A 26,883-nucleotide genomic window follows, 5' to 3' on the forward strand; every position below is an offset into this window, starting at 1 on the left:
GCGTCACGAGAAAAACGTGTCACTACAAGGAATTCGGCAGAAATTAACTAAGTAGTTGAATTCTCAAACCACAGGTGCCGATTTCAGGCCAAAATCGGGCTGGAAGTGTCGAACTCGGGGGGACTCTTCCGCTGGTGGCCAAACGGCAGTCGCCTCGTAAAGCAGGCGGCTATGCGTCGATTCTGCGATGGCGTGCCACGGGCTTATCGCTACGATCACGGCGAGCAACAAGGCTCGGGGCATTCGCGGTTTATGCACTATTCTTGTTGCGCCCATCGCCCTGACTCCTCACAAGACTTACTTGGCCAATTCATTGGCACCGGGAAGCGTCAATAACATCGAACCCACTCCGGCACGACTGATACCCTGCTTGAGCGGGGAGTTCGGCCGAACACGCCAATCCTTCTCATTGTTGAAATTCTGTCTGGCCAGTTCGACGTCCTCTCGGGCCCCCAACACCACGCCACTCCACATGGTCCGAAAACGTGACTTTGGTAAGACCACAGTGCCGGCCGCCGGATCGCCCACCAGTACCTCGTCGTCATCGGTACCTTTGATGACCACGAAGTGTTTGTAACCATTCGTATTGATCAAGGTGATGGCCGGCATGCCGATCTTGACGAAGTCGTCCAGTGCCAGCTTGAAGCCATCCGCATCCAGGCCTCGATAGTCCAGGTAACGTTTCATGTCCAACATCGAAAAGCCCTGGGCCTGGATCTTGTTCCTGTTGCCCTCGCGAATCATGGTCTTGAATACCTCGGCTTCACCAGTCTCGCGCCCATAGTGATAGGTCAGGAGCGTTGCGACTGCCGCCGAACCGCAACTGAAGTCATACTGCTGTCGAATGACATTGTCCCAGCGCATCTCACGCAGGCTCTTGGCCTCGACATTGAAGCTTCCGAATGATCCGGCGATCGTGACCGCGCCAGCCTGGACACCGGCAGTTCCTGTCGCCCAGGCAAACACCACAAGCACAGCCGTAAATATGATGGATCGTTGTCGCATAAAGGCCTCTTCCAACGCATGAGCCAGACGAGATCGAAGTCGCATCGAACTCGGGATTACTCCGCCAGGTAGATACTGATACCTACCGCACTGGTAACCGCGTTGTTATGGCCGGTCATGATGTTGAACAGACCCACACCATCGAAACTGTCCAGGGAACGTGACTCGATCGTAATGGGTCCCGAGAACACGCTTCCTGCATTGACCGAGTTGCCACTGGCGATCGTTTTCAGATCCTGAATACTTTGCACGTTGACGAGATCGATGTTCTCGCGTCCACGAAACTGATCCAACTCATCGGCGCTGAGACCATTCAGATCACTCAATGTATCGTACCGCAGCACAGGGTCGGCTTCTTCGGAGGCGAAAGCAGCATCAATAGAGACAACGGTTATGATCATCGTTGCAAGGAAGAGGGGAACGCCCGTCTTCGAATAGCGTTGTAGTTTAACGGGGGTGACCATGATGGTGTGCTCCCAAGCAAACTCGAAAGGGCCGGCGAACATCAGGTTCGCCGGCCTCGGCGCAGATGGCCGATCGATTAGTTACCGATACTCACACCGCTGTGGGCTGCGATGTTGGTCGCGGCCTGCTGCGAGTTGTAGAGACCGCTGGATACGTTGACGTTGGCGACACCGCCGAAGGCACCCATCGATAGGCTGGCGTTGCCGGTGTAGAGCATGCCGCCGTCTCCATCGCCACCGTCGCCGCCATAGCCTCCATCGCCGCCGTAAGCTGTGGCGTCACCACCAGCCGCATCGGCATAACCGCCGTCACCGCCTTCGCCATAGGAGTAGCCGCCATCACCGGATTCGGCATAGCCACCATCACCGCCATAGCCGCCGTCTCCGCCATAGCCGCCATCGCCATCGCCAGCGTCGCCGCCATACCTCCTGGAGTTGCCTCCTTCGCCATCGCCGCCATCACCGCCATAGCCCCCATAACCGCCATCGCCACCATGGGCATAGGAGTCACCGCCGTCGCCACCCTTGCCATCACCACCGTTACCGCCGTAGGAATAGGTGTTCGAATCGGCGTCGGCATAGTCACCGTTGCCACCATCGCCGCCACGGGCACCATTACCGCCATACACTCGGACACTCGAACCGGAGACCGAGGAATCCAGAGTCTGATAGGCCACCACGTCGACCTTGGTGTTGTAGGAGTCGCTCATGGCCCAGGCGTTACCGCCATCGCCGGTGCTGCCGCCATCGCCGCCCCGACCGCCATAGCCGCCCCAACCGGTACCGGTACCGCGTCCATCCGCATCGCCGGAGGTGGCTTCGCTGTAGATATTGTTGTCGTCGCTGTAGTCATCGGCCCGACCATAGTTGTCGGAGTAGGCATCGCTATACCCTTTGCCATACCCCTTACCGTAGCCATCACCGCCATAGCCGCCATCGCCGCCTTTGGAATAGCCTCCATTGCCCCCGACAGCGAGAGCATCGGCATTGGCGGTAGATACAGCCAACGCCAATGCCAGCACGGAGCATCCGCTTATTACGTACCTATTCATGATGTTTCTCCACAGATTGTCATGCACGACTGTTGTTTCCCGTTGACCCGAGCCGATACTCGAGATGTATCGTGATCCCTAGGGTTTTGCTCGCGATCATCAAGAGACCAGCATTATCTATGCCAACAAACTGTTACAATTAATAAACTATTGAATAAAAAGAGTATTTAGAACCGAACAAAGCCCGGAGCAAGCATCAAGCGGAGAGAAGAACGGAAAAGAGAGAAGAAGTGTGAGGCATCTGTTTCGTAAAACTTACACTTTTTCATGAAAAGATATTCGAGGCATATTTTTTATAGAAAAAACAATTAATATGCCGATTTACTGAAGTGAAACGTCCTTGTTACTCCCTTGAGTTACTGTAAAGGAACCGCCGGCACTCAATGAAAACCCAGCTGATTTCCGTATGAGTAGGCCAGCGATTCTTTACCCCTTTCGCTCCAGCCGCAGTTGCTCCTGGATCAATTCCACCAGCCTCAGATTGGCATCCTTTGCCGTGGTGTCCAGGTGGATCAGATGGCGGCGCTCGTCATCATCAAAGGGCTCGAACTCGTCGAGCTGGTGCTCGAGCACCGCTAGACCTGCCTCGGAAGGATCGCCACTGCGCCGGGCGCGTTTCTCGATTCGCTGGCGGAGCGTCGCCTCGTCAGCCTCGAAACTGATCAGCAGTACGGGCAGCCCACGCCCCTCGGCCTGGTGACGCAATAAGTCTCGTTGCTCACGCTTGAGGCAAGTGGCGTCGATGCATACCGGTCGCCCTGCCTCGAGCAGAATCCCGGTCAAGCGTGCCAATTGTGCATAGGTTTGCGTGGTGGTCTCGCCGGTGTAGATATCCATAGCCTGCTGGGCGCTGTCGGCCTCTGGCTCGAACCCGAACAGCCGCTTTCGCTCGACATCGGAGCGCAGGCGCACATTGCCCAGCTTACAAACCACTTCGGCGGTGAAACGGCTCTTGCCACTACCTGAAACCCCCACACCGATCAGCAGATAAGGGAAATCGAACTCGGCATAGCGAGCCGCCAGTTCGATATGCTGTCGATAGGTGGCCATGACTGCAGATCGATCAGATGAATGCAACTGCGGCTGGTGATAACGCAGAATGGCGACCTTGGCGCGAACAAGGGCTCGATAGAACTTGTAGAAAGGCAACAATCGCACCAGGGAGTGATCCCCGGAAAGTTCGAGATAGCGATTGAGGGCATGATGCGCAAGGCCTTCTTCGCCACGAGCCTCGAGGTCCATGAGCAGGAATGCGAGATCGCCGCCCACGTCGTTCCAGCGCAACTCATCATTGAACTCGATGCCGTCGAACATCGAGGCTCGCCCTTGGTGATCCACGGCATTACCCAGATGCACCTCGCCGTGAGTCTCGCGTACATAGCCCTCTCGACGGCGCCGCTTGAACTCGCTATCGAATCTTTCTAACGCCTCTTCGGCCCAGGTCTGCAGAAAGGTCAGTTGCTGGCGATCCTGCTCATCCTCGAGCCGCGGCGCGATCAACGCGAGCTCATGCTCGATGCTGCGTTGCATGCTCTCCCGAGTGCCCAGTTCGCTTTCTTCCGGCGCGCGCTCGGCCTGTTCGTGGAACATCACCAGTTGATCGATCAAATCGTCGAGCAATTCCAGGGACAACTCACCGCCTGCCTGGAGCGTACTGAACAGATGCCGATTGCTGAAATGGCGCATCTTCACCGCATACTCGAAGGGCGTCGAGGCATCATTGATCCGAGGCGAATCGAGACTACCCGAAATCGGTACCGCCTCAAGATACAGTGACGGTGCCAGACGCCGATTGAGACGCACTTCCTGCTCGCAGAAATGCCGTCGCTTGTCCAGGGTCGAAAAATCCAGAAAGCTGCCAAACGCCAGCGGCTTCTTGAGCTTGTAGGCATAGTCGCCAGTCAGCACGATCCAGGAAACATGCGTCTCGAGGATCTCGACGGACGCCACCGGATGGTCATAACAGTCGGCATCTTGCAGTGCCGTGATCAGGGCCTGGCTCACGATTGACTCCCGGCTGTGTTCTAAATCAACGGCGGTTTAGGCCAGCGAAGACCCGCTCGGATGCATCCAGGGTGTGCTGAATGTCCTCAGGGGTATGCGCGCTGGACATGAAACCGGCCTCGTAGGCCGAGGGCGCCAGATAGACCCCTTCGTCTAGCATGCCTGAAAAGAAGCGGCGAAAGGCACCGGCATCACAGGCGGTCGTCTGTACGAAATTATCGACACGGGATTGCCCGGTAAAGAAGATTCCGAACATGCCCCCGGCACCCTGGGTCAGCATTTCCACCCCGGCATTGTGGGCGCGCTCGTTTAATCCATCGCAAAGGGTCGTGACCCGCTGGGTCAGCGCCTCGTGAAATCCAGGCTGGCGAATCTTGTTCAACAGAGCGACCCCCGCCGCCATGGCGAGCGGATTACCCGCCAGGGTGCCGGCTTGATACACCGGCCCCAGCGGTGAGATGTGTTCCATGATGCTGCGCTTGCCGCCAAAGGCGCCTACCGGCATGCCGCCGCCGACGATCTTGCCCAGGCAGGTCAGATCGGGGATCACACCATAATGCGCTTGAGCGCCGCCCAGGGCGACACGAAAGCCGGTCATCACCTCATCGAAGATGAGCACACTCTGATATCTATCGCAGACTGCGCGAAGTGCCTCGAGGAATTCCGGCTGAGCGGGAATGCAATTCATGTTGCCCGCCACCGGCTCAACGATGATGCAGGCGATCTGATCTCCTATCTCATGGAAACACTCATGCACTGCGTCAGTGTCATTGAAGGATAGCGTGATCGTATGCTCGGCAAGCGCCGCGGGCACCCCGGGAGAACTTGGCTCACCGTGGGTCAGCGCGCCGGACCCGGCCTTGACCAGTAGCGAATCGGAATGCCCGTGGTAGTTGCCCTCGAACTTGACGATCTTGTCCCGACCGGTGGCACCACGCGCCAGCCGGATGGCGGACATGGTCGCCTCGGTACCAGAGTTGACCATCCGCACCATTTCGATCGAGGGGATGATCTCGCAGATCAGCTCGGCCATGGTGGTTTCGATGGCGGTCGGGGTGCCAAAGGAAAGGCCTGCATCCAGACGTTCGCGCACCGCACCCAGGACATCGGGATCGGCATGACCGGTGATCATTGGCCCCCAGGATCCGACATAGTCGACATAGCGCTTACCTTCGACATCAAAAAGATAGGCGCCCTGAGCACGCTCGATGAACACCGGTGGCCGTTCCAGGCCTTTGAAGGCACGCACCGGGGAATTGACCCCCCCCGGAATACGACGGCAGGCCTGTTCGAAGAGTTGAGCAGAAGTTGTCATGTAACGCCTCTCGCCAAGTTGTGGATAATATTCTGGACAAACTGTATAACCCTTGAGGGTTACCTGTGGATAACTTATTGGCCGATGCGCATGCCGGCATCCTAGTGGCGCTGTTTATCAACAGCGATCCCAGATTAGCATTGGTGGCCGGACGACCCCACGGCCTTCAGGAAAAGCATCGCCTCATATCCATCGACGCGGCAATCGCTGTCCATTGCCCGGCTGCCAGCCATGTCGCAGGCTTTCCCAAGTGAAGCGCTGGGCCTGTTCACAGGCATTCACCAGTCGTTCGCCAACAGCCAAACGCGCCGCCAGGGCCGCGGACAAGGTGCAGCCGGAGCCATGATAGTGACCCGGCAGGCGCGGCCAGCGCCACTGACGGCTGGTCTCCGGCGTATGCAAGGTATGCACCACCTCGTCTTCGGGAGTACCCGGCATTGGCTCGTCGGTTGCCGTCACCAATACGGCTTGACAGCCCAGGGACATCAAGGACACCACCCGTTCGACATCATCAGGTGCTGAATTCGCCGCCAATCTTGCCAATTCCTGGCGATTCGGGGTCAGGATATCGACCAATGGCAGCAGGCGCCGGCAAAACTCGTCGATCAAGGCATCGGTAGACAGCGTAGCGCCCCCGCCTGCCTTGAATACCGGATCCACCACCAGAGGAATACCGGGACAGGCCCGCACGATATCCTCGATGGTCTCCAGGGTCGTGACGTCAGCGATCAAACCGAGCTTGATGGCCTTGACCTCGAACTCGTCGAGCAGAGACCAAGCCATGTCGCGAATAGCGTCGGCGGGGCAGGGCATGACCTTGAGCACATTGTGTGTCGTCTGCACGGTGAGGGACGTCGGCACCGTCACCGCCCAACCCCCACAGGCGGCGATCGCTTCGCTATCGGCAATCAATCCGGCGCCACCGGTCGGATCGTGGCCCGCCATCACCAGCACCACGGGTAGCTTGGCAGTGCTCATCAGAAGGGTTTCACTATGGCCAGAATGACGATCGCGATCAGTGCCAGCACCGGCGCCTCATTGAAAAAACGGAAGAACTTCTCACTTTTGCGACAAGTGGCGCTCGCCAGGCGTTTCATATAGGCCAGGCACAGGTGGTGATAGGCCACCAGCAACACCACCAACAGCAATTTGACATACATCCAGCCGGCGCTGAGATGCGCGGGTACCAGCCACAATAACCAGGCGCCCAAGACGATGACCGCGATCATCGAGGGCGTCATGATGCCTCGGTACAGCTTACGTTCCATGACCTTGAAGTAATCGATAGCCTGGGTATCGCCCTTGTCCCGGGCCATGGCGTGATAGACGAACAGACGTGGCAGATAGAACATGGCAGCGAACCAGGTTACTACCGCCATCAGATGAAATGCTTTTACCCATAAGTACATGCCGTTCCTCGTATCAAATCATGTCGTCGTGCTTATGGCTTATAACGATAGTAACTTTCGATGGCGTCTCGAGTAATGATACCGGAAATCCGCTGTATCGTCGGCGCCGTCGTATGATGAACGTAGAGCGCATCCACACCGTATTCATTCAAGCGCTCGAAGGCTTCGTTGAGAGTCGCCTGCAGATGAATAGGCGCCAGTTCCAGACGCTGGCCGGGCACTTCAAGCAGATCGAAGGTCTCCTCCCCGGCCATTTCTTCATCGAGCAGCGCCCGGGCTAGATCGGCGGCCTTCAAGCCAATCGGAGTCTTCTCCTCGCTGGAGCGGGTGATCACTAACCAGGTAGGTTCACCTTCGAGCAGGGTTTGTGCCTGCTCACGGCTGATCTTGCGCTGAGTTTGCTCCACGCTGCGCTCCATCACCGCGGGCACCGCCACCCGGGAAAGCACCTGACGCAAGGGATGCTGCAGCAGATGCATGCCATTTTGCGTCTGCGCGATAAAGAATCCCTGGCAGCGGCACAGTTGGCGGACGGTGAGTCCAGCCACGACCACGCTGAGCATGCCGGGCAGGATAATGTTGGGATTGTGGGTCAGTTCAAGCAGTGCCATCAGCGCCGCCAGCGGTGCCTGCAGAACGGCACCCATCATCGCCGCCATGCCGAGCATGGCATAAACCTCGGGCCCCGAGGCTAGCGTCGGCATCAATACGGCGCCGACCATGCCGCACAAGGTGCCGACGGCGGCCCCGACGACCAATACGGGCCCGATGATGCTGACTGGGATGCCGCAGGCAACGGTAATCGCCGTCAGCAACAGCTTGCCGATGGCCACCGCGACCAGCACATCGAGGGGTAACGTCGACGTCAGCGTCAATTCCAGGGTATCGTATCCCATGCCTTGTACCTGGGGATACCACCAGGCGACCCCCCCGACCAGCAGGCCGACCAGCAGAAAACGCAGCCACTTGGGAATATGCTGGAGACGCTCCCCACTCCGGGCCACACGCACGAATAGCCCCGCCAGCAGCCCGATGAATAGTCCACTGACCACGATCCAGGGCAAATCCATCAGCGATTGCAGGTGCAGACTGGGGATATTGAAGGCGGGTTCTGGACCATACACGATCTGCGCCACCACCGCCCCCATGCTCGAGGCCAGGATCACCGGGATGAAACCGACAATGGTGTACTCCATCACCACCACCTCCATGGCGAAGATGACGCCGGCGATCGGCGTGTTGAAGGAAGCGGCGATACCCGCCGCGGTGCCACAGGCCACCAGCACCCGCATGCTGTTGTGCGGCAGACGCAATCGCTGACCGATGCCGCAGGCCGCCGCAGCCCCCAGATGAATAGCCGGTCCTTCACGACCCGCCGAGAGTCCGCCGAGCACCGACACCAGGCCGACCCACCATTGAGTCAGCCAGTTACGCAGTGGAAACTTGCCCTGATGATAGGCCAGACGTTCGATGACATGCGCCACGCCGATCTTGCGCGCCGCCGGGGGCTGGCGCCACATCCAGATACCGATCAATGCCACGGCAAGCAGTGGCAGGGCACTGCGTCCCAGGGCGGGCAAGGCCTCGAAGGCCTCGTAGTCGCCTCCCGGCATGAAGGCCAGCCCCCCGAGGCTCAGCAATAGGCGAAACAGCACCATCAGCACGCCGGTGGTCAACCCCGAAACCACGCCCAGCACGCAGAGTTGCGGCAACGCATCGACATTCGCCAAGCGGCGTCGGAAGCGTTCGAGACTAAAATCTGGAAAAGGAAAACGGGGCAAGTGAAGGTCCTTGTACCAAAGCAGCGTCTTTGCCATCGCCCGGCGATAAGCAGATCCTGTTAGAAATGCCTAGACTCACTTATGTATCATATTCCTCGGGTAGCGTCTCATGCCAGAAAGCTGCTCAGCCCATTACAGTCCCTATGCAGGAGAGTACAGTGATCAAGGTCGGTATCGTCGGCGGCACCGGTTATACGGGGGTCGAGCTTCTGCGTCTGTTGGCGCAGCATCCTGAGGTGAATGTCGATGTCATCACCTCGCGCTCGGAAGAAGGAATCGGTGTCAGTGAACTCTATCCCAACCTGCGCGGGCATTATGACTCATTACGCTTCAGCATCCCCGATACTGCGCGCTTGGCAGCCTGTGATGCGGTGTTTTTCGCGACACCGCACGGTGTGGCGCATGCACTGGCCGGCGAACTGCTCGAACGCGGTACCCGGGTAATCGATCTGTCTGCGGATTTTCGTCTCACCGATGCTGACGAATGGGCGCGCTGGTACGACCAACCCCACGGTGCACCGCAACTGCTCAAGGATGCGATTTATGGATTGCCCGAGGTCAATCGTGAGGCGATTCGCGATGCGCGGCTGGTCGCCGTCCCGGGTTGCTATCCCACCGCGGTGCAATTGGGTCTACTGCCTCTGCTCGAAAATAATCTGATCGATGTCGATCATGTGATTGCCGATTGCAAATCCGGCGTCACTGGGGCAGGTCGTGGCGCCAAGGTATCCTCTCTGCTAGCCGAAGCCAGCGAATCGATGAAGTCCTATGGCGCTTCGGGCCATCGCCATCTGCCGGAAATACGCCAGGGATTGGTGCGCGCCGCTGGTGGCCCGGTAGCGCTCACCTTCGTGCCGCATCTGACGCCGATGATCCGTGGCATCCATGCCACCCTCTACGGCCGCTTGACCGACACCGAGTGCGATCTTCAGACGCTGTTCGAAAAGCGCTTCGCCGATGAACCGGCGGTGGATGTCATGCCTGCCGGCAGCCATCCGGAAACGCGCAGCGTGAAAGGCGCCAATCTGTGTCGTCTGGCGGTGCATCGCCCTGCAGGCGGCGATACCGTGGTGGTACTGTCGGTGATCGACAACCTGGTCAAGGGCGCTTCGGGGCAGGCGATACAGAACCTCAACCTGATGTTCGGCTTCGACGAGATGACCGGCATGCAGGCACCAGCGCTATTGCCCTGAGCTCGAAATAGGTCCCGAGGCAAGTAAAGTTGACCCTTTTACTAGGGTTTAGGGATAATGGAACAGTGTGTCAATTCAGCTTAACGGAGGCCCTTTTATGAGTGGTGTCGCATCTTTCGCTCCCACGCCGCTACTGCTCACAGATGCCGCCGTGCGTCGCCTTCGTGCCCTGGCGGCCGAAGAGGGTAACGCAGCCCTCAAGTTGCGTGTCTTCGTCACCGGCGGCGGCTGCTCGGGGTTTCAGTATGGCTTTGATTTTGCCGAGCAGACCGCAGCAGACGATACCCTGATCGAAATCGACGATGTCGGCATGGTCGTCGATCCGCTTTCCTATCAGTATCTGGTCGGTTCCACCGTGGATTTCGAAGAGGGTCTGGCCGGCGCGCGTTTCGTGATCAAAAACCCCAATGCCACCTCGACCTGCGGCTGTGGCGCTTCGTTCATGGTGTAAGCACGGTGTAAGAACACATCTTGACGGCTCCCCCGTAACTCGCCAAGGTAAAAGGCGCGTTACACAAACAACACATCAAATCGGGGAACGCTATGAATAGTGATATGTTGAAAGGAGTTTCTCTGGGTTTGGCTTTGATCGTAGGTCTGAGCCTTGCGAGCAGCGCCTCGGCAGAAACGCTGCAAGCCGCCACGGATCCAAGTTTCGTCCCTTTCGAAATGATGGATCAAGAAAGTGGTGAGATGGTCGGTTTCGATATGGATATCCTGGACGAGGTCGCCAAGCGAGCCGGCTTTGAGGTCGATCTGCGTACCATGGACTTCAACGGTATCATCCCCGCCGTGCAGACCGGCAATGTCGATCTGGCTATTGCCGGCATCACCATCACCGATGAGCGCGAGGAGATCGTCGATTTCAGCGATCCCTACTACGACTCGGGCCTGCGTATTCTGGTATCCGCCAACAACGAGGAGATCGAGGAAGTCGATGATCTCGAGGGCATGCGTATCGGTACCAAGATCGGCTCCACCAGCTACGACTATCTGCAGAAGAACCTCGGTGACAGTGCCGAGATCACTCCCTACCCCGGGAGTTCCGACATGTACATGGCCTTGATGGGCGGCAGTGTCGATGCGGTCTTCTATGATGCGCCCAATGTCGGCTACTTCTCTCAAACCAAGGGCGAAGGGCGGGTAAAGACCGTCGGACCGCTCTACGAAGGCCAACAGTATGGTATCGCCTTCGCCAATGGCAGCCAGTGGGTGGAACCCGCCAACAAGGCGCTCGCCGAGATGCGTGAAGATGGCACCTACGACGAGATTCACAAGAAGTGGTTCGGTGAGGCATCCACTACCGAATAAGACGGATAAGTAGCGCTCACGCTCCTGAAACGAGGCCGGGTCGACCGTATGCACCCGGCCTCTTGGCATTGCCATTCATAAAGGGCGAGTACGACAAACAGTATCCTTGCCCGGAGGCCCCCACGTGGATGTAACATTCCAATTCGATTGGCAGGCGGCTATCGCCTCCATTCCCTACCTGCTCGAGGGTATTCCCTGGACGCTGTTGATCTCCTTCGGCGGTTTGGCCATCGGTTTCGTCATCGGCATCGTCTTCGGGCTCGCCCGCATCAGCCCCATTCCATTGCTACGCTGGCCCGCGATTGCCTACATCGAAATCTTTCGTGGCACGCCAGTACTGGTTCAGGTGTTGTTCATCTTCTATGGCCTGCCGCAACTGCTCGGAGGCCCGATCAATGCATTGACTGCAGGCATCGCGGCCATCGCGCTCAACGCCGGTGCCTATATCTCCGAGATCGTGCGTGGTGGCGTACAGTCGATCGAGAAGGGCCAACGTGAAGCCGGGCTCTCCCTGGGCCTGTCTCGCACCCAGGCATTTCGCTACATCATTTGGCCCCAGGCCCTTCGCCGCATGATTCCCGCGCTGGGTAATCAGGGCATCGTCAGTATCAAGGACACTTCGCTGTTCTCGGTGATCGGGGTCGGCGAGTTGGTACGTCAGGGCCAAGTCTATATCGCCACTACCTTCACCGCCCTCGAAGTCTATTTTATGGTGGCGTTGATGTATCTTGCCATCACCTTGAGCCTCTCGCTTGCATTGCGTCAGCTTGAACGCCGCGGCCTGGTCGGACAGTGAGGAGGTTAAACGATGAATGACGAGAAGAAGCCCCCCATGGTGCACATGGAGAAGGTCAACAAGCATTTCGGCAAGCTGCACGTGATGCGGGATATCGATCTCGAGGTGGCTCCAGGCGAAGTGGTGGTGATCGTCGGCGCCAGTGGCTCGGGCAAGTCGACGCTGATCCGCTGTGTCAATGGTCTGGAGGAATTCCAGGGCGGGCGTATTGAAGTCGATGGCAATGAACTGCTACCCGACGGCAAGAGCGGCAAATCGCTTCAGGCAGTGCGCACCGAGGTCGGCATGGTATTCCAGCAGTTCAACCTGTTCCCCCACCTCTCGGTCCTCGATAACGTGACCCTGGCGCCCATGAAGGTACGCAGTTGGTCCCGGGAAAAATCGCTGGAGACGGCCCATCGCCTTCTCGAGCGAGTCGGTATCGAGGATCAGGCCGACAAGTACCCCAGCCAGCTCTCCGGCGGTCAGCAGCAGCGTGTGGCCCTGGCTCGTGCCCTGGCCATGGAACCGCGGCTGATGCTCTTCGACGAGCCCACCTCGGCGCTGGACCCGGAGATGATCGGTGAGGTGCTCGATGCCATGCGCGAACTGGCCAGGGAGGGCATGACCATGATGATCGTCACCCACGAGATGGGCTTTGCCCGGGAAGTCGCCGATCGGGTGATCTTCGTACATGATGGCCAAATCGTCGAGGAGGGCCCCCCTCAAGAGGTCTTGGACAACCCCCGTCAGGAACGCACTCAATCCTTCCTTTCGCGAGTGCTCAAGCACTGACGATAAAAGCGTCACCTCTCTTGGGTTCGTCCGTCTGACCCGGACGAACTCTCTTTCAGATGTTTTCCCGCCAATTTGTCTTCAAAAAGTGCCTCACAGGCAGTTTTTTTGCCCTGTGGACAACACTTCTTGCCAATCTCGCGAATTTGTCTTGAAGCGCCCGTCATTGCTGCGATTCGCGACATTGCATGGGCTTGTTGATCACCCTGCTCATAGCGACGGTATCCAGCGGTGGATAATACGAGGATGGATGCCCTTGTGCATAACAGGGCATTTCATCCACAGCCTCAGCGACGGTTGTACGCACCCTGAAAACTGCTTCTCCAACCATTGGTTAACATTTTTAAATATTGATTTAATTGAATTTTAATGGCTTATCCACAAAAAATGTCCACACCAATAAACACAACAGTAACAGAACTTCTTTATTTCTATTCTATTTTTATATTATTGCATGACGGCATCGTTGATCGTGTGACATCGAATGTGGAAAACCCCTGACGGTTACCCACAAGAACGTTATACTGCTCGGCTAGATTTTCTTCACCGATCAAACGGACGCCGTCAGGCGCAAGTCGAGGTACACCTTGGATTACCCCAACCGCTTTGACGTCATCGTCATCGGCGGTGGTCATGCGGGAACAGAAGCCGCACTGGCCGCTGCTCGCATGGGCTGTCAGACCCTTCTGCTGACGCACAACATCGAGACTCTCGGCCAGATGTCCTGCAATCCCGCCATCGGCGGTATCGGCAAGAGTCATCTGGTCAAGGAGATCGATGCCCTCGGCGGTGCCATGGCACTGGCCACGGATCAGGGGGGTATCCAGTTTCGGGTCCTCAATGCGCGCAAAGGGCCGGCGGTCAGGGCGACTCGGGCCCAGGCAGACCGCGTGCGCTACAAGGCGTCGATTCGGGGAATGCTCGAAAACCAGCCCAATCTGACCCTGTTCCAGCAAGGGGTGGACGATCTGATCGTTGAAGGCGACACGGTGCGCGGTGCCGTGACCCAGACAGGTATCCGCTTCCATGCCGAGACCGTGGTGCTGTGTACCGGCACCTTCCTGGGTGGGGTCATCCATATCGGTCTCGATCATCACAGCGGTGGCCGTGCCGGCGACCCGCCCGCCAATGCCCTAGCGCAACGTCTGCGTGCCTTGCCATTCCGGGTCGATCGCCTGAAAACCGGCACACCGCCGCGGCTGGATGCCAAGAGCCTCGATTTCTTGAATCTCGAGGAGCAGCCCGGAGACTCGCCAACACCGGTGATGTCCTATCTGGGTCATCGTGAGATGCATCCGCGCCAGGTAAAGTGCCACGTTGCACATACCAACCAGCGCACTCACGAGATCATCCTCGCCAATCTCGATCGCTCACCGATGTACTCCGATGCAGGATCGATCGGGGGTGTGGGGCCACGTTACTGCCCCTCCATCGAGGACAAGGTGCATCGTTTTGCCGACAAGCAGAGCCACCAGATCTTCATCGAACCGGAGGGCCTTGATACCCACGAGCTCTACCCCAACGGTATTTCTACCTCGCTGCCCTTCGATGTGCAGCTCCAGGTGGTACGCTCGATCGCAGGCTTCGAAAATGCGCATATCACCCGGCCTGGGTATGCCATCGAATACGATTTCTTCGATCCCCGGGATCTCAAACACTCCCTGGAAACCCGATTTATTCACAACCTGTTCTTCGCCGGCCAGATCAACGGCACTACCGGCTACGAGGAGGCCGGCGCTCAGGGACTGTTGGCAGGACTGAATGCCGCACGCCGTGCGCTGGGAGAGGAGAGCTGGTGTCCTCGGCGCGACGAGGCCTATCTGGGCGTGCTGGTCGACGATCTGATTACCCTGGGCACCCAGGAGCCTTACCGTATGTTCACGTCTCGCGCCGAGTATCGCCTGCTGCTGCGCGAAGACAACGCCGACCTGCGGTTGACCGAGATGGGCCGCCGACTGGGGCTGGTCGACGATACTCGCTGGGATGCCTTCGTCACCAAGCGCGAAGCGCTCGAACGCGAAAGCGCTCGTCTGCGCGAGACCTGGATTCAACCTGGCACCGTCGAAGCCGAACGACTAGCGACCAAGCTCGACAAGCCCTTGAACCGGGAATACACCCTGGCCGAGCTGCTCAAACGCCCGGAACTCGTCTACGCCGATGTCGCGTCCCTCAAGGGGGAGCCGGTCAGTGACGACCCTTGTGTGACCGAACAGGTTCAGATTCAGATCAAGTATCAGGGCTACATCGATCGCCAGCAGGACGAGATCGATAAGCTAAAGCGCCACGAGGCGACCCCCTTGCCCCAAGATCTGGATTACGATCGAGTCGAGGGGCTGTCCAACGAGATTCGGCAAAAACTTGGACAGGCTCGGCCCGAGACCCTGGCCCAGGCCGGTCGCATTTCCGGAGTGACGCCTGCAGCAGTCTCCATCTTGCTGATTCATCTTAAGAAACGTCGTCTGCTCGACAACCGGCCCGCGGAGAGTGCATGACCGCGAGCTGGGAGCAACGACTCGAAACAGGACTCACCCAACTGAGCATCGCGGCCGACGATCTAGCCCGACAACGGCTATCGTCGTTGCTTGCGTTGTTGCACAAGTGGAACCGCGCCTATAACCTCACGGCGGTACGCTCGCTCGACGAGATGGTCATCAAGCATCTGCTCGACAGTGCTTCGGTATTGCCCGCCATCGCTGGTCCCAAACTGCTGGATGTAGGGGCGGGCTCGGGTTTTCCTGGGTTGGTGTTGGCGATTCTGAAGCCCGAGATCGATGTCACCTTGCTCGACAGCAATGGCAAGAAGGTGCGCTTTCAGCGTCAGGCTATCCTCGAGCTTGCATTGAACAACGTGACGCCGGTACAGCAGCGAGTCGAACAGTTCAACGCGCCTGGGTTTGATCAGGTGATTTCTCGTGCCTTCGCCAGTTTGACGGATTTCGTTGGCAAGACGAATCACCTTCTGAGTGAAAGGGGCGAATGGTTGGCCATGAAAGGGCGTATCAACGAAGAAGAGCTTGCCGGTTTGCCTGCCTCGGTTATCCTGCGGGAGCGGCGTGTTCTGGAAGTACCCGGTGACGAGGCGGATCGTCATCTGCTGAGACTTGAACGCATCGGCTAGAAAGGCTCGTATGTGAAGCGAGTCGGGATCAACGTCGGTAAGGGAGTCATGCGTGACCAAAATCATTGCCCTGACCAATCAGAAAGGTGGCGTCGGCAAGACCACCACGACGGTCAATCTGGCGGCGTGCCTGGCGGCGTTGGACCGTCGCGTACTGCTTATCGATCTCGACCCTCAGGGGCATGCCACCATGGGCAGCGGCATCGACAAGCACGAGCTCGATGGCAGCGTGCTTGAGGTGCTACTGGGTGAGAAACGCGCTGCGGAAGTGATTCTCGACTGCCCCGACGCGGGTTATGCGCTGCTGCCGGGTAATGCGGATCTCACTGCCGCGGAGGTCGATCTGCTGGATCGCGACGGGCGTGAGCGCTGCCTGCACGAAGCGATCAAGGATGTGGCCAGTGAATATGACGTCGTGCTGATCGATTGCCCACCCTCGCTCAATATGCTCACCGTCAACGGCCTGACCGCTGCCGACGGGGTATTGATTCCGTTGCAGTGCGAATTCTATGCACTCGAGGGGCTTTCCGCGCTGCTCGATACCGTCGAGCAGATTCAGGCCAGTGTAAATCCGTCGCTGCAGGTATTCGGCATCGTGCGCACCATGTTCGACAATCGCAACAGCCTGACTCGGGATGTCAGCAAGCAGTTGCGCGACTATTTCGGTGATACCCTGCTCAAGACCACCATCCCGCGTAACGTGCGGGTGGCCGAAGCCCCTAGCCACGGCTTGCCGGTGACCAAGTATGCCCGCTTTTCGCGAGGCAGCCAGGCACATCGGGTATTGGCCAAGGAATTGATTCGTCGTCTCTCGCTATGATGTTGGAAACCGCATCGAAGGAATGCCCATGACCCGTAAACGCGCCCTGGGCCGTGGCCTGGACGCCTTGATTGGTGCCAATGCCCGCCGCCGCGAAATGCTCGAAGTCGACGGTCAGATCGATACGCCACTTGATGTCGAGGAGGCTCTCGAGGTTTCGGAGCAAGATGAACGTCTGATGCGTCTGCCGCTTGGCCAGCTGACACGCGGCAAGTATCAGCCAAGGCGCGAGATACAGCCCGAGGCACTCGAGGAGTTGACCGACTCGATCCGTGCCCAGGGCGTCATGCAGCCCATCGTGGTGCGCCCGATCGGCGAGGATCGTTACGAGATCGTCGCGGGTGAACGGCGCTGGCGCGCAGCCCAGCTGGCGGAGCTCGACGTCATTCCCGCCGTCGTGCGTGACGTCAGCGATCAGACCGCCCTGGCCCTGGCCCTCATCGAGAATATCCAGCGCGAGAACCTCAACCCGGTCGAAGAGGCGATGGCCCTGAAGCGCCTGCTGGAAGAATTTGAGCTGACTCAGCAGCAAGTGGCGGATGCCGTGGGCAAATCGCGCACCCAGGTCACTAATCTACTGCGTCTTCTGGCACTTGATCCTGAAGTACAGACCCTGCTCGAACGCGGTGATCTGGATATGGGCCACGCGCGGGCACTGCTGGTGCTGACCGCGGCAAAACAGCGCAAGGCCGCTCATGAGGTGGTCAACAAAGACCTCACCGTGCGCCAGACCGAAGCATTGGTAAAACAGCTTCAGGAAGGCAAACCGAGCACCAAGAAGGAGACTCAGCCACCCTCCGATGTGGTCCGTCTGGAAAATCAGCTCGGTGAGCTGTTGGGAGCACCAGTCCGCATTCAGCATGGGCGCAGTGGCAAAGGGAGGGTGACTATTCGTTATGCGAGTCTTGACGAGCTGGATGGCATTCTCGCTCATATTCGGTAATGATCTTCGCCGACTATTAATTTAGCACGTTAACGTTTTTTCTTGATATTTATTACGCTTTGGTCGTAAGTCTTCAGCTGTTAGCGCGATTTTGTATCCCATTGGTTGAAGGCTCGACGGGGCTTCCCTATAATCCGCCGAGGTCTGGCACTGGCGACTTTCAGGGCGAGCGATATCCGAGAGCCCAAGAGACGTAACGATATGCATCATCCGGTACCGGCCCGACTCAAGCGCCCAAGGTTCATGCGCCTGCTACTGGCTCAGTTGGCCATCATCCTGATCATAGTGGTGACGAGTGCCGTATTGATGGGTGGTAAAGCGTCGTTTTCAGCGCTACTTGGTGGTTTGGTGTGTTGGTTGCCTAACGCCTACTTTTCCTGGCGTGCCTTTCGCTATCAGGGAGCGCAATTTGCCAGAGACATTGTCAAGAGTTTTTACCGTGCCGAAGCCGGTAAGTTTGTTTTGACGGCCGTACTGTTCACACTGGTGTTCGTGGCAGTGCCGCCCTCAAATCCCGCTTTCTTCTTTGGCGCTTATGTGGCGACATTGTTCACGCAGTGGCTGGGACCCTGGCTACTACGACAACCGTCGCCCACCTGATATCGAGGCAATGCAATGGCAGGCAGCAATCTGACCACGACAGAGTATATTCAGCACCACCTGCAAAACCTCACCTTCGGTCATCATCCCGAGAATGGCTGGTCGATCGCGCATTCCGCCGATGAAGCGGCGGAAATGGGATTCTGGGCCATTCATCTTGATACCATGGGCTGGTCGATTGGCCTTGGCATTCTTTTTTTGTGGATCTTTCGCAAGGCAGCCAAGACTGCCAGCACCGGCGTACCTGGCGGTCTGCAGAACTTCGTCGAGTTGATGGTCGAGTTCGTCGATAATTCGGTGAAGGAGACCTTCCATGGCAAGAGCAAGCTGATTGCGCCTCTGTCATTGACGATCTTTTGCTGGATCTTCCTGATGAACTTGATGGATCTGGTACCGGTCGACTTTCTGCCCATGTTGGCGCAAAAGATTGGTGTTCTGGTGTTTGGTGCCGATCCGGCCCATGTCTATTTCAAAGTGGTGTCCACCACCGATGTCAACGCAACGCTTGGCATGTCGCTCTCGGTATTCGCTCTGATCATTTTTTATTCGATTCGCTCCAAGGGAATCGGGGGCTTTATTGGTGAGTTGACGTTGCATCCCTTCAGTGCACCCAACAAGATCGCCATGATATTTCTGATACCGGTCAACTTGCTGCTCGAGCTAGTGACTCTGCTTGCCAAGCCGGTATCACTGGCACTGCGTCTTTTCGGCAACCTCTATGCCGGTGAGCTGATCTTTATCTTGATCGCGGCAATAGGTATTTGGCAGTTGCCATTGCACTTTCCCTGGGCTGTATTTCACCTTTTGATCATCACGCTGCAGGCATTCATCTTCATGATGCTGACGATCGTCTATCTGAGTATGGCGACGGAAGAACACTGAACGCTGTAACCCCTTAACCGTTAAACCACTTGACCTAAACTGGAGTAAACCATGGAAGCACAAGTTCTGGGCATGACCGCCATCGCCGTGTCTCTGCTGATCGGTCTGGGTGCATTGGGCACCGCCATCGGCTTCGGTATCCTCGGCGGCAAGTTCCTGGAAGGCGCTGCGCGTCAGCCGGAAATGATCCCTCAACTGCAGGTGAAAATGTTCATTGTCGCCGGTCTGCTGGATGCCGTGACCATGATCGGTGTCGGTATCGCGTTGTTCTTCACCTTCGCCAACCCGTTTGTCGGTTAACTTACGGTTGGTCGATTCGACCCACCGTGACTCTAACCCCAAACCTGTGAAGCGAGAGGTGCTGGCGTGAATCTGAACCTTACTCTGATCGGTCAGGCCATTGCCTTCGCGGTCTTCGTCTGGTTCTGCATGAAGTATGTATGGCCCCCGGTCATGCAGGCTCTGCAGGAACGCCAGAAGAAGATTGCTGATGGCCTGGATGCTGCCAGCCGTGCTAATCGTGATCTCGAACTGGCCCAGGAGCAGGCCAACGAGACGTTGCGTGAAAGCAAGGAACAAGCAGCGGAAATTCTTGAACAAGCCCATAAGCGGTCGAACCAGATGGTCGAAGAGGCGCGGGACAACGCGCGTCAGGAAGGCGAGCGCATGATTGCCAATGCGCGCGCCGAGATCGATCAGGAAATCAACCGCGCCAAGGAAGAGTTGCGTGCGCAAGTCGCGCGACTCGCCATCGAAGGGGCTGAACGTATTCTGGAATCCTCCATCGACGAGAAAAAACATCGCGAGCTCGTCGACAAGCTCGCCACCGAGCTTTGAGGAGGTGACTCATGGCTGAAACGTCTACCGTCGCCCGTCCTTACGCCAAGGCGACTTACGAACTGGCGCAGGCCAATAAAAAGCTCGCAGCCTGGTCCGACATGCTGAAGCTGATGGCGCGAGTCGCCACCGACGATGACATGCAGTCCAGTGTACTGGGCAATCCCCGGCTATCCAGTGAGGAAAAAGCCGGTGTCGTCATCGATGTCTGTGGCAAGGCACTGGACGAGAAGGGGCGCAATCTTGTGCGCACCTTGGCGCAGAGGAATCGCCTGGCAGCGCTGCCAGACATCGCGGAGCAATTCGAACTGCTCAAGGCCCAGCAGGAGAAGCGTATGGATGTGACCATCGTTTCCGCCTTCCCGCTGGATAACAAGCAGGAAAAAACGCTCGCGAGTGCCCTGGCCAAGCGCCTGAACCGCGAAATTTCCATTACCACTCAGGTGGATAGCGCCCTGCTGGGCGGCGTCATCCTGCGTGCCGGCGACACCGTCATCGACGGTTCGGTACGTGGTCGACTAAGCCGTCTGCGCGACGCGCTTTCCGTTTGAGCTTGAGGGACACGGCATGCAGCAACTGAATCCTTCCGAGATCAGCGACATTATCAAGCAGCGTATCGAAAAGCTGGATGTCGCTTCCGAAGCCCGCAACCAGGGCACCATCGTCAGCGTCTCCGACGGCATCGTGCAGATTCACGGCCTGGCAGATGCGATGTTCGGTGAAATGATCGAATTCCCCAACAGCATCTTCGGCATGGTGCTCAACCTCGAGCGTGACAGCGTCGGCGCCGTCGTGCTTGGCGACTATCAGCAGCTCGAGGAGGGCATGACCGCCCAGTGTACCGGACGCATCCTCGAGGTGCCGGTAGGCCCCGAGCTGGTCGGTCGCGTGGTCGATGCTCTGGGCAATCCCATCGACGGCAAAGGCGACATCAATGCCAAGATGACCGATGCGGTGGAAAAGGTCGCCCCCGGCGTCATTACCCGTCAGTCCGTCGATCAGCCGATCCAGACCGGTCTCAAGTCCATCGATGCCATGGTGCCGATCGGTCGCGGTCAGCGCGAGCTGATCATCGGTGACCGTCAGATCGGTAAGTCCGCTATCGCCATTGATGCGATCATCAACCAGAAAGGCAAGGGCGTTACCTGTATCTACGTGGCGGTGGGCCAGAAGCAATCGACCATTGCCAGCGTGGTGCGCAAGCTCGAAGAGCACGGCGCCATGGAGCATACCGTCGTCGTTGCCGCCGGCGCCGCTGATCCGGCCGCGATGCAGTTCCTGGCCCCCTATGCCGGCTGCACCATGGGCGAGTACTACCGTGATCGTGGCGAAGACGCCTTGATTGTCTATGACGATCTGACCAAGCAGGCCTGGGCCTATCGCCAGATTTCCCTGCTGCTCAAGCGTCCGCCGGGCCGTGAGGCCTACCCCGGCGACGTCTTCTATCTCCACTCGCGTCTGCTCGAGCGTGCCGCACGGGTCAACGCCGATTACGTGGAGAAGTTCACCGAAGGCAAGGTAACCGGCAAGACTGGCTCGTTGACGGCGCTGCCGATGATCGAAACTCAAGGCGGTGACGTGTCGGCCTTCGTTCCGACCAACGTGATCTCGATCACCGATGGTCAGATCTTTCTCGAGACCAGCATGTTCAACTCGGGGGTCCGTCCGGCCATCAACGCCGGTCTGTCGGTCTCTCGTGTGGGTGGCTCGGCGCAGACCAAGATCATCAAGAAACTGGGCGGCGGTGTGCGCCTGGCGTTGGCTCAATACCGTGAGCTGGCGGCATTCTCGCAGTTTGCCTCGGATCTGGATGAAGCGACCCGTAAGCAGCTCGAGCACGGTCAGCGGGTCACCGAGCTGATGAAGCAGAAGCAGTATTCGCCGATGTCCGTGGCCGAAATGTCGCTGTCGCTGTTCGCGGCCAACGAAGGCTATCTGGATGACGTCGACGTCAACAAGGTACTCGATTTCGAAGCGGCCCTGCACGACTACATGAAGGCCGAGCATGCTGAGCTGCTCGACAAGATCAACCAGTCCGGCGACTACAATGACGAGATCAAGGATGGTCTTAAATCTGGCGTCGAAAAATTCAAGACTTCTCAGACCTGGTAAATCCTGCTGGCCCGGACCGTCGGGCCGGCGATTTCTCTGAGAGTCACGAATGAGGTAGATCGCGATGGCAGCGGCAAAAGAGATTCGCTCTCAGATCGGGAGCATCAAGAATACCCAGAAGATTACCAGCGCCATGGAAATGGTCGCGGCATCGAAGATGCGCAAGGCTCAGGAGCGTATGGCGGCGAGCCAGCCCTATGCCAAGCAGATTCGTCATGTCGTGAGCCATATTGCCAAGGCAAATCCCGAATATCGCCACGACTACATGATCGATCGTGAAGTCCAGCGGGTCGGGTACATCGTTGTTTCCAGCGACCGGGGTCTGGCCGGCGGCTTGAACGTCAACCTGTTCAAGACGGTAATCAAGGAAGCCCGGGCATGGCGGGACAAGGGCGTCGAGGTCAATTTCGTCGCCATTGGCAGCAAGGCCGGTACCTTCTTTCGTAATTACGGCGGCAACCTCATGGCAGCCAAGAGCGGCATAGGTGAGGCCCCGGAGACCAAGGATCTGATCGGTAGCGTCAAGGTGATGCTGGACGCTTACGATGAGGGCGAGCTGGATCGGCTGTACGTGGTGTACAACGAATTCGTCAATACCATGACTCAGAAACCGATCGCACGCCAATTGGTGCCATTGGTCGCCATGAAAGACGACGAAGACGAAGATCAAACTCGTTCCACCAGTTGGGACTACCTGTATGAGCCGGACGCCAAGGAGCTTCTCGACAAGCTCTTGGTGCGTTATATCGAGTCCCAGGTCTATCAGGCGGTGGTGGAGAATGCAGCCTGCGAGCAGGCGGCGCGGATGATCGCGATGAAGAACGCGACAGATAACGCCGGCAACCTGATCGACGATCTGCAACTGGTGTACAACAAGGCCCGCCAGGCGGCCATCACCCAGGAAATCTCCGAGATCGTGAGCGGGGCCGCCGCGGTATAGCGCGCCGGTAAACCAGGTTTCATTTGCAGGTATTTAAGAGGAACCAAGATGAGCGGACGTATCGTACAAATCATCGGCGCGGTGATTGACGTAGAGTTTCCGCGGGACGAAGTGCCCAAGGTCTACGACGCGCTGAAGGTCTCGGAAGCCGGGACTGTTCTCGAAGTCCAGCAGCAGCTGGGCGATGGCGTGGTGCGCTGTATTGCCATGGGCTCCACAGAAGGCCTCAAGCGCGGCTTCGAGGTGGAAAATACCGGGGCGGCCATTTCCGTACCGGTCGGTAAGGAGACCCTGGGCCGGATCATGAACGTACTCGGCGAGCCGATTGACGAGGCGGGCGAGATCGGCGAGCAGGAACGCATGCCGATTCACCGTAAGGCACCGAGCTATGCGGATCAGGCCGCCTCCAACGAGCTGCTGGAAACCGGCATCAAGGTCATCGACCTGGTCTGCCCGTTTGCCAAGGGCGGTAAGGTCGGCTTGTTTGGTGGCGCGGGCGTTGGCAAGACCGTCAACATGATGGAGCTGATCCGTAATATCGCGACGGAACACAGCGGTTACTCGGTGTTCGCTGGGGTCGGCGAGCGTACCCGTGAAGGTAACGACTTCTATTATGAGATGAAGGAGTCTGACGTTCTCGACAAGGTATCGTTGGTTTACGGTCAGATGAACGAGCCGCCGGGTAACCGTCTGCGTGTGGCACTGACCGGCCTCACCGTGGCCGAGAAGTTCCGTGACGACGGCCGTGACGTGCTGTTGTTCGTCGACAACATCTACCGTTACACCCTGGCGGGCACCGAGGTCTCGGCATTGCTGGGTCGTATGCCCTCGGCGGTAGGTTATCAGCCGACCCTGGCCGAAGAGATGGGGGTGCTCCAGGAGCGCATCACCTCGACCAAAACCGGCTCGATCACCTCTGTACAGGCGGTTTATGTCCCCGCGGACGACCTGACCGACCCATCGCCGGCGACCACCTTCGCCCACCTGGACGCCACCGTGGTACTGGCCCGCTCCATCGCCGAACTGGGTATCTACCCGGCCATCGATCCGCTGGACTCCACTTCTCGTCAGCTCGACCCGCTGACCGTCGGCGACGAGCACTACGATACCGCGCGTGGCGTGCAGAACGTGCTGCAGCGCTACAAGGAACTCAAGGACATCATCGCCATCCTGGGCATGGATGAGCTGTCCGACGAGGACAAGATGTCGGTGAACCGCGCGCGCAAGATCCAGCGTTTCCTGTCCCAGCCGTTCTTCGTCGCCGAAGTGTTCACCGGTTCTCCAGGCAAGTATGTCTCGCTCAAGGATACTATTCGCGGTTTCCAAGGTATCCTGAACGGGGAGTACGATGAATTGCCGGAACAGGCCTTCTACATGGTTGGTACCATCGACGAAGCCGTCGAGAAAGCCAACAACATGAAGTGAAGCCGTTTATGTTGCAGTTCATGTTAGAGGACTAAGGTATGGCGAACAGCTTCCAATGCGAGATCGTCAGCGCGGAGCAATCGATCTTCTCCGGCGAGATCAACCAACTCGTTGCCGCGGGTAAGGTGGGTGACCTGGGGATTCTCCCCGGGCACGCTCCCTTGATGACCGAACTGCAACCGGGTCCGTTGCGTGTGATGCGTGAGAATGGCGAAGAGGAAATCTACTACGTCACCGGCGGTTTCCTCGAGGTACAACCAAAACTGGTATCGGTGCTGGCCGATACCGCCACGCGGGCGCATGACCTCGATGAGGTCGCCGCCGAAGAGGCACGCAAGGAGGCGCTGCGTTCGATCAACGAACAGCACTCGGAGATGGATTATTCCCGAGCAGCAGCGGAGTTGGCCGAAGCCGTCGCTCAACTGCGAACGTTAGAGCAGTTACGAAAGAAAAGTGGACGAGGCTAACTCGACACGCATGATTGCTCTGTATCAAATGCCCCAGAGAGTAAATAACTCTCTGGGGCATTTTTTTATTAAGAACGCTAGTTTAATTGATTGGTCGTGTTCGATTAGTGAGCTCAGTAAGCAGTTTTTCAAACGTTAATGTAATTTAATGTAAATAACTGAGTCGTATAACGCATTGGTCTAGAAACGTCATATACGTTGGTACGTGACTCTAGAGAATTCTAGAATGGGTTCGATCACAGAAACGGACAAGGGATAGGCATGGCGCTTGATGTTGTAATTCTGGCAGCGGGTCAAGGTACCCGCATGCGCTCGGAAAAACCCAAGGTGTTGCATAGCCTGGCCGGCAAGCCGATGGTGCGCCACGTGATCGATACTGCGACAGGCCTGGGAGCAGACCGGCTGCATGTGGTGATCGGTCATGGCGGTGATCAAGTACGCGATAGCCTTGCCGATTGTTCGGTGCAATTTGCTCTGCAGGCCGAGCAAAAGGGAACCGGCCATGCGGTGGCCCAAGCGATGGAAGGGCTCGGCGAGGGCAAGGTGCTGGTGTTGTACGGCGATGTGCCGTTGATACGACGTGAAACGTTGGCGGCGCTGCTTGATGAAGTCAACGATCAACGTATGGCCCTCTTGACCGTGACACTGGACGATCCTGCGGGTTACGGCCGTATCAAGCGTGACACCGAGGGACGTGCCGTGGCGATCGTCGAGCACAAGGATGCCTCCGAGGCGGAGCGCGCCATTGCCGAATGCAATACCGGCATCATGGCGATGACCGCAGAGCAGTTACGTCGCTGGCTGCCACAGCTTTCTGCCGACAATGTGCAGGGCGAATACTATCTCACCGATGTGATCGCCATGGCGGCGGGCGAGGGCACTGTCATTGCCACCGCCCAGCCGGCAACGCCGGTGGAGGTGGAAGGTGTCAATAATCGGTTGCAATTGGCTCGCCTCGAACGCGCCTATCAGCTTGCCCAGGCGGAGCGGTTGATGACCGAGGGAGTAGCTCTGGCCGACCCGGCACGCCTGGATGTGCGCGGACATCTACAGTGTGGACGCGACGTCGAGATCGATGTCGGCTGTGTTTTCGAAGGCGATGTCGAATTGAGCGATGGTGTGCGGGTGGGCCCCTATTGCGTGATCCGCAACAGCCGGATCGGGGCCGCCAGCGTGATCGAAGCGCACAGCGTGCTCGACGGCGCCGTCCTCGAAGGGAAGAGTCAGATCGGCCCCTTTGCACGGTTGCGTCCCGGAACACATCTGGCCCAGGGCGCCAAGATCGGCAATTTCGTCGAGACCAAGAATGCCACGCTGGGCGAAGATGCCAAGATCAATCATCTCAGTTATGTCGGGGATGCCCGTCTGGGGCGCGAGGTCAATATCGGGGCCGGGACCATTACCTGTAACTACGATGGTGCCAACAAGCATTTCACCGAAATAGGCAACCGTGCCTTCATCGGATCCAATACGGCCTTGGTGGCGCCGGTCACGATAGGCGAAGGTGCCACCGTGGGTGCTGGCTCCACCATCAACAAGAATGTCGATGCCGGTGCTTTGGCAGTCGCGCGTGGGCGCCAGATTGGCAAGTCGGATTGGCCGCGTCCTCAGAAAACCCCAAAGCAGGAACACTAA

Annotated in this window: 27 protein-coding genes; 19 read left to right on the plus strand and 8 right to left on the minus strand. The window is 58.0% G+C overall.

Annotated elements, in window-relative coordinates; translation table 11 throughout:
- Positions 1-297 precede the first annotated feature (297 nt).
- The 8 genes from ACPF7Z_RS14220 to ACPF7Z_RS14255 all read right to left on the minus strand — a co-directional run bounded on the left by ACPF7Z_RS14220 (position 298) and on the right by ACPF7Z_RS14255 (position 9,030).
- A complete protein-coding gene (locus ACPF7Z_RS14220; RefSeq protein WP_425193910.1) occupies positions 298-1,005 on the minus strand; it encodes a C39 family peptidase in 708 nt (235 codons plus the stop codon).
- A 56-nt stretch (positions 1,006-1,061) separates the two neighbouring features.
- Entirely contained in the window at positions 1,062-1,511 is a 450-nt protein-coding gene (locus ACPF7Z_RS14225) for a hypothetical protein (protein ID WP_425193911.1), read from the minus strand.
- 35 nt (positions 1,512-1,546) lie between these two features.
- The gene (locus tag ACPF7Z_RS14230; RefSeq protein ID WP_425193912.1) at positions 1,547-2,521 is read right to left on the minus strand and encodes a hypothetical protein; all 975 of its coding nucleotides are present in this window, start codon (positions 2,519-2,521) and stop codon (positions 1,547-1,549) included.
- A 426-nt stretch (positions 2,522-2,947) separates the two neighbouring features.
- Positions 2,948-4,525 (minus strand): AAA family ATPase, encoded by a 1,578-nt coding sequence (locus tag ACPF7Z_RS14235; RefSeq protein ID WP_425193913.1) that lies wholly within the window; start codon positions 4,523-4,525, stop codon positions 2,948-2,950.
- A gap of 25 nt (positions 4,526-4,550) precedes the next feature.
- The gene (gene hemL / locus ACPF7Z_RS14240) at positions 4,551-5,840 is read right to left on the minus strand and encodes a glutamate-1-semialdehyde 2,1-aminomutase (protein WP_425193914.1); all 1,290 of its coding nucleotides are present in this window, start codon (positions 5,838-5,840) and stop codon (positions 4,551-4,553) included.
- Between the two features lie 183 nt (positions 5,841-6,023).
- Positions 6,024-6,818: a bifunctional hydroxymethylpyrimidine kinase/phosphomethylpyrimidine kinase gene (gene thiD, locus ACPF7Z_RS14245; protein ID WP_425193915.1), complete on the minus strand. Its 795-nt coding sequence runs from the start codon at positions 6,816-6,818 to the stop codon at positions 6,024-6,026.
- Positions 6,818-7,249: a protoporphyrinogen oxidase HemJ gene (hemJ, locus tag ACPF7Z_RS14250; protein WP_425193916.1), complete on the minus strand. Its 432-nt coding sequence runs from the start codon at positions 7,247-7,249 to the stop codon at positions 6,818-6,820. Before hemJ ends, thiD begins: the two co-directional genes overlap by 1 nt.
- Before the next feature lie 32 nt (positions 7,250-7,281).
- On the minus strand, positions 7,282-9,030 hold the full coding sequence (locus ACPF7Z_RS14255; protein ID WP_425193917.1) for a chloride channel protein: 1,749 nt from the start codon (positions 9,028-9,030) through the stop codon (positions 7,282-7,284).
- 158 nt (positions 9,031-9,188) lie between these two features.
- On the opposite strand from ACPF7Z_RS14255, the gene argC reads away from it, so the two are divergent.
- The 19 genes from argC (at position 9,189) to glmU (ending at position 26,883) form a co-directional block, all read left to right on the plus strand.
- A complete protein-coding gene (argC, locus tag ACPF7Z_RS14260; RefSeq protein WP_425193918.1) occupies positions 9,189-10,223 on the plus strand; it encodes an N-acetyl-gamma-glutamyl-phosphate reductase in 1,035 nt (344 codons plus the stop codon).
- A 97-nt stretch (positions 10,224-10,320) separates the two neighbouring features.
- The gene (gene erpA / locus ACPF7Z_RS14265) at positions 10,321-10,674 is read left to right on the plus strand and encodes an iron-sulfur cluster insertion protein ErpA (protein WP_425193919.1); all 354 of its coding nucleotides are present in this window, start codon (positions 10,321-10,323) and stop codon (positions 10,672-10,674) included.
- 92 nt (positions 10,675-10,766) lie between these two features.
- Positions 10,767-11,534, plus strand: coding sequence for a transporter substrate-binding domain-containing protein (locus tag ACPF7Z_RS14270; RefSeq protein ID WP_425193920.1), 768 nt, complete (start codon positions 10,767-10,769; stop codon positions 11,532-11,534).
- A gap of 124 nt (positions 11,535-11,658) precedes the next feature.
- Entirely contained in the window at positions 11,659-12,330 is a 672-nt protein-coding gene (locus ACPF7Z_RS14275) for an amino acid ABC transporter permease (RefSeq protein ID WP_425193921.1), read from the plus strand.
- 12 nt (positions 12,331-12,342) lie between these two features.
- Positions 12,343-13,104 (plus strand): amino acid ABC transporter ATP-binding protein, encoded by a 762-nt coding sequence (locus ACPF7Z_RS14280; RefSeq protein ID WP_425193922.1) that lies wholly within the window; start codon positions 12,343-12,345, stop codon positions 13,102-13,104.
- A gap of 587 nt (positions 13,105-13,691) precedes the next feature.
- Positions 13,692-15,596: a tRNA uridine-5-carboxymethylaminomethyl(34) synthesis enzyme MnmG gene (gene mnmG / locus ACPF7Z_RS14285; protein WP_425193923.1), complete on the plus strand. Its 1,905-nt coding sequence runs from the start codon at positions 13,692-13,694 to the stop codon at positions 15,594-15,596.
- Positions 15,593-16,222 (plus strand): 16S rRNA (guanine(527)-N(7))-methyltransferase RsmG, encoded by a 630-nt coding sequence (rsmG, locus tag ACPF7Z_RS14290; protein WP_425193924.1) that lies wholly within the window; start codon positions 15,593-15,595, stop codon positions 16,220-16,222. Before mnmG ends, rsmG begins: the two co-directional genes overlap by 4 nt.
- A 52-nt stretch (positions 16,223-16,274) precedes the next feature.
- Positions 16,275-17,042, plus strand: a complete 768-nt coding sequence (locus ACPF7Z_RS14295; protein WP_425193925.1) for a ParA family protein — start codon at positions 16,275-16,277, stop codon at positions 17,040-17,042.
- A 28-nt stretch (positions 17,043-17,070) separates the two neighbouring features.
- Entirely contained in the window at positions 17,071-17,985 is a 915-nt protein-coding gene (locus ACPF7Z_RS14300; RefSeq protein ID WP_425193926.1) for a ParB/RepB/Spo0J family partition protein, read from the plus strand.
- A 201-nt stretch (positions 17,986-18,186) separates the two neighbouring features.
- A complete protein-coding gene (locus tag ACPF7Z_RS14305; RefSeq protein ID WP_425193927.1) occupies positions 18,187-18,585 on the plus strand; it encodes a F0F1 ATP synthase subunit I in 399 nt (132 codons plus the stop codon).
- Positions 18,586-18,600: 15 nt separating this feature from the next.
- On the plus strand, positions 18,601-19,467 hold the full coding sequence (gene atpB, locus ACPF7Z_RS14310; protein ID WP_425193928.1) for a F0F1 ATP synthase subunit A: 867 nt from the start codon (positions 18,601-18,603) through the stop codon (positions 19,465-19,467).
- A 51-nt stretch (positions 19,468-19,518) separates the two neighbouring features.
- Positions 19,519-19,767 carry a F0F1 ATP synthase subunit C gene (gene atpE, locus ACPF7Z_RS14315; protein WP_011508579.1) on the plus strand — a complete coding sequence of 83 codons (249 nt, stop codon included), beginning with the start codon at positions 19,519-19,521 and terminating at the stop codon, positions 19,765-19,767.
- 66 nt (positions 19,768-19,833) lie between these two features.
- Positions 19,834-20,304 (plus strand): F0F1 ATP synthase subunit B, encoded by a 471-nt coding sequence (locus tag ACPF7Z_RS14320; RefSeq protein ID WP_425193929.1) that lies wholly within the window; start codon positions 19,834-19,836, stop codon positions 20,302-20,304.
- Between the two features lie 11 nt (positions 20,305-20,315).
- Positions 20,316-20,855, plus strand: a complete 540-nt coding sequence (locus ACPF7Z_RS14325) for a F0F1 ATP synthase subunit delta (RefSeq protein WP_425193930.1) — start codon at positions 20,316-20,318, stop codon at positions 20,853-20,855.
- A gap of 16 nt (positions 20,856-20,871) precedes the next feature.
- Positions 20,872-22,416 (plus strand): F0F1 ATP synthase subunit alpha, encoded by a 1,545-nt coding sequence (gene atpA / locus ACPF7Z_RS14330; RefSeq protein ID WP_425193931.1) that lies wholly within the window; start codon positions 20,872-20,874, stop codon positions 22,414-22,416.
- Between the two features lie 64 nt (positions 22,417-22,480).
- Positions 22,481-23,356 carry a F0F1 ATP synthase subunit gamma gene (atpG, locus tag ACPF7Z_RS14335; RefSeq protein WP_425193932.1) on the plus strand — a complete coding sequence of 292 codons (876 nt, stop codon included), beginning with the start codon at positions 22,481-22,483 and terminating at the stop codon, positions 23,354-23,356.
- Between the two features lie 48 nt (positions 23,357-23,404).
- The gene (gene atpD, locus ACPF7Z_RS14340; protein ID WP_425193933.1) at positions 23,405-24,781 is read left to right on the plus strand and encodes a F0F1 ATP synthase subunit beta; all 1,377 of its coding nucleotides are present in this window, start codon (positions 23,405-23,407) and stop codon (positions 24,779-24,781) included.
- 38 nt (positions 24,782-24,819) lie between these two features.
- Positions 24,820-25,248 (plus strand): F0F1 ATP synthase subunit epsilon, encoded by a 429-nt coding sequence (locus ACPF7Z_RS14345; RefSeq protein WP_425193934.1) that lies wholly within the window; start codon positions 24,820-24,822, stop codon positions 25,246-25,248.
- A 261-nt stretch (positions 25,249-25,509) separates the two neighbouring features.
- Complete coding sequence (gene glmU / locus ACPF7Z_RS14350; protein WP_425193935.1) at positions 25,510-26,883, plus strand: bifunctional UDP-N-acetylglucosamine diphosphorylase/glucosamine-1-phosphate N-acetyltransferase GlmU; 1,374 nt, start codon at positions 25,510-25,512, stop codon at positions 26,881-26,883.

Source organism: Halomonas sp. GXIMD04776, assembly GCF_049808615.1.
Lineage (GTDB): Bacteria > Pseudomonadota > Gammaproteobacteria > Pseudomonadales > Halomonadaceae > Modicisalibacter.